Genomic DNA, 2750 nt, shown 5'->3' with positions numbered 1-2750 from the left:
TGGGTTTTACCTGGGTAAAACGCAAAGATTGTAAAGTTTTATTGCAGGATTCAACACTTGTGGATTTAAGTTAATTATTGGAAATGAAGGATAAAGCCAAAAGCCTCATCCTTCACCGCTATTAATTACGCTTCATCCAAAGCTGCAATACCAGGTAAAACCTTACCTTCCAACAACTCCAAACTAGCGCCACCACCAGTAGAAATATGACTCATTTGATCAGCCAAACCTACTTTTTCTACAGCGGCTACAGAGTCACCACCACCGATAATAGTAATTGCGCCGGTTTTGCTGATATCTGCTAGAGTATGAGCGATCGCTTCTGTACCCTTAGCAAATTTATCAAACTCAAACACACCCATTGGACCATTCCAAATTACAGTCTTGCAATCAGCCAAAGCCTCTTGGAAAACCTTTACAGAATCAGGACCAATATCTAAACCCATCCAACCATCAGGGATTGCGTCAATGTTGACGGTTTGAGAATCCGCATCAGGAGCAAATTTATCTGCTAGTACCACATCTGTAGGTAGCAACAAAGCCACACCCCGTTCTTTAGCTTTTGCTTCCAAAGACTTCGCTAATTCCAGTTTATCTTCTTCCACCAAAGACTTACCAACACTCAAACCACGGGCTTTGTAGAAGGTGAAAATCATCCCTCCACCAATGATCAACTTATCGCATTTTTCTAACAAAGTTTCAATTACACCGATTTTGCTAGAAACCTTAGAACCGCCGACAATAGCCGCTAAAGGACGTTGAGGAGCTTCAATGGCACTTTGTAAGTATTGCAATTCCTTCTCAACCAAATAACCAGCCACAGAAGGACTTAAAAACTTAGTTACACCCTCAGTAGAAGCGTGGGCGCGGTGTGCAGTTCCAAAAGCATCATTTACATAAAAATCAGCGTTTGCTGCTAATTTTTGAGCAAATTCGGGGTCGTTCTTTTCTTCTTCCTTGTAAAAGCGGACATTTTCTAACAATAGCACCTGGCCATTGTCCAAAGCTGCAACTTTAGCAGCAACATCATCACCAATACAGTCATCAGTTTTGATAACTTCCTGTCCCAACAACGCAGAAAGACGTTTAGCGACGGGAGTTAAACGCAATTTTTCATCTACACCCTTGGGACGACCGAAATGGCTTGTTAAAATGACCTTAGCGCCCTTTTGGGTCAAATCTTGGATAGTTGGTAGCGCCGCCCGAATCCGAGTATCATCGGTAATGTTGCCTTGATCATCCACAGGCACATTAAAATCAACCCGTACTAAAGCGCGTTTTCCAGATATATCAGCCGCAGATAAACTTGCTAAACTTTTTTTAGACACAGTACAACTCTCCTGATTACTTTTTTGTTATTGTCTTGAAAATATGACCATCAAAATTTTACCGGAGTGAGGGGCGCAGAGGTGAGATATGTTTAAAACAGTTTTATTTCCCATTGATCAAAGTCGAGAAGCCAGAGAGGCCGCTGATATAGTTGCCAATATCGTGCAAAAATATAATAGCCGCTTAATTCTGCTTTCTGTTATTGAAGAACCAACCGCAGAAGCACCTACCACTAGTCCTATGGTATCTCCAGAAATAGTTGCCCAACTTCTAGAAAATGCCCGCAACTTATTTTCTGAACAAGGAATTACAGCGGAATTACTAGAAAGACAAGGTAAACCAGCTTTTACTATCTGTGATGTTGCTGATGAAATTGAGGCCAGTTTAATTATTATGGGTTGTCGAGGACTAGGCTTAACGGAGGAAGGCTCGACTGATAGCGTTACTACGCGAGTAATCAATCTTTCTCCCTGTCCTGTTTTGATTGTTCCTTAATTAACTATCGGGTGCGTTAATGTGAAATAACACAGTGTAGCGCACCATCTAAAGTTCTTGCTTACACAGCATTGTTAAAATCATTTAGCACCAACACACGCAATTCTGTAATTCGCTTGAAAGTGAGATCATTAGTCAGAAAAGCCTCACATTCTGCATTTAAAGCCACAGCAATTTGCAAAGCATCAGGTAATTCTAAATTGTATCTAGCGCGTATTTTAGCAGCATCTATGGCTATATTTGGGTTATTAATTGGCACAAAAGTAGTGTTATTCCCATAAACAATTGTGTCAATAAATTCTTGCGCTAATTGAGTCTGTCTTAAACGATAGGGATACACTAAACATTCAGCTAAAGTAACTGGGGAAGTGACAGCTATTAGCGAACCGTCACGAATTTGATTAAAAACCTCCCTGACAATTGCTAAGTATTGTAGATTGCGCTCAACAAAATAAATAACTGGTGCAGTATCCAAAAATATGCGCGTTACACCCTGTAAACTTTCCTCAATATTCACGCTGGTTTCCTTGTGTTCATTTCCTCAAGTTCTAAATCTGGAAACTCACCACGTCTCATGCGTGTAACATATTCTTGAGCATCCATACCACCTAATAAATTCGGTGCAATTCCTTCAAGTTCGGTGAGATTACGACGTGGCTTAGGTGATATTTCACAAAGGCTGAGTCTTTGGACGAGGTGTGATATTAAACTTAATTGTTCATCTGGCGTAAGTGTATCCGCTAGTGTCATTAACTCAATCAATCGTTTAGACATTTAATTTTATCCTCTGGACAATTTCTGGTAGAATCTACGCAAGTTACATATTGGCAGGGTGCATCACCTAAGTATAATCTGTATTTATCTATTTGATAAGTAGGTGAACGGAAAAAAACCAACATAAGTAACGAAAAGTTGCCCAAAACCTC

4 protein-coding genes are annotated in these 2750 nt (G+C 40.2%); 1 reads left to right on the top strand and 3 read right to left on the bottom strand.

Annotation, left to right across the window (positions count from 1 at the left end):
- Positions 1-125: 125 nt before the first annotated feature.
- Positions 126-1328: a phosphoglycerate kinase gene (locus ACIR131C_RS0109130; RefSeq protein WP_028089947.1), complete on the bottom strand. Its 1203-nt coding sequence runs from the start codon at positions 1326-1328 to the stop codon at positions 126-128.
- 88 nt (positions 1329-1416) lie between these two features.
- On the opposite strand from ACIR131C_RS0109130, the gene ACIR131C_RS0109125 reads away from it, so the two are divergent.
- Complete coding sequence (locus ACIR131C_RS0109125; protein WP_028089946.1) at positions 1417-1824, top strand: universal stress protein; 408 nt, start codon at positions 1417-1419, stop codon at positions 1822-1824.
- A gap of 61 nt (positions 1825-1885) precedes the next feature.
- Here the strand turns inward: ACIR131C_RS0109125 and ACIR131C_RS0109120 are convergent, their stop codons facing one another.
- Complete coding sequence (locus tag ACIR131C_RS0109120; RefSeq protein WP_028089945.1) at positions 1886-2341, bottom strand: type II toxin-antitoxin system VapC family toxin; 456 nt, start codon at positions 2339-2341, stop codon at positions 1886-1888.
- Entirely contained in the window at positions 2338-2598 is a 261-nt protein-coding gene (locus tag ACIR131C_RS0109115; protein WP_028089944.1) for a hypothetical protein, read from the bottom strand. Before ACIR131C_RS0109115 ends, ACIR131C_RS0109120 begins: the two co-directional genes overlap by 4 nt.
- Positions 2599-2750: the final 152 nt, after the last annotated feature.

Origin of the sequence: Dolichospermum circinale AWQC131C, assembly GCF_000426905.1 — a bacterium.
GTDB lineage: Bacteria > Cyanobacteriota > Cyanobacteriia > Cyanobacteriales > Nostocaceae > Dolichospermum > Dolichospermum circinale.
Note: the sequence above shows the minus strand (reverse complement) of the source record. Positions and strands in the feature narration are given on the sequence as shown.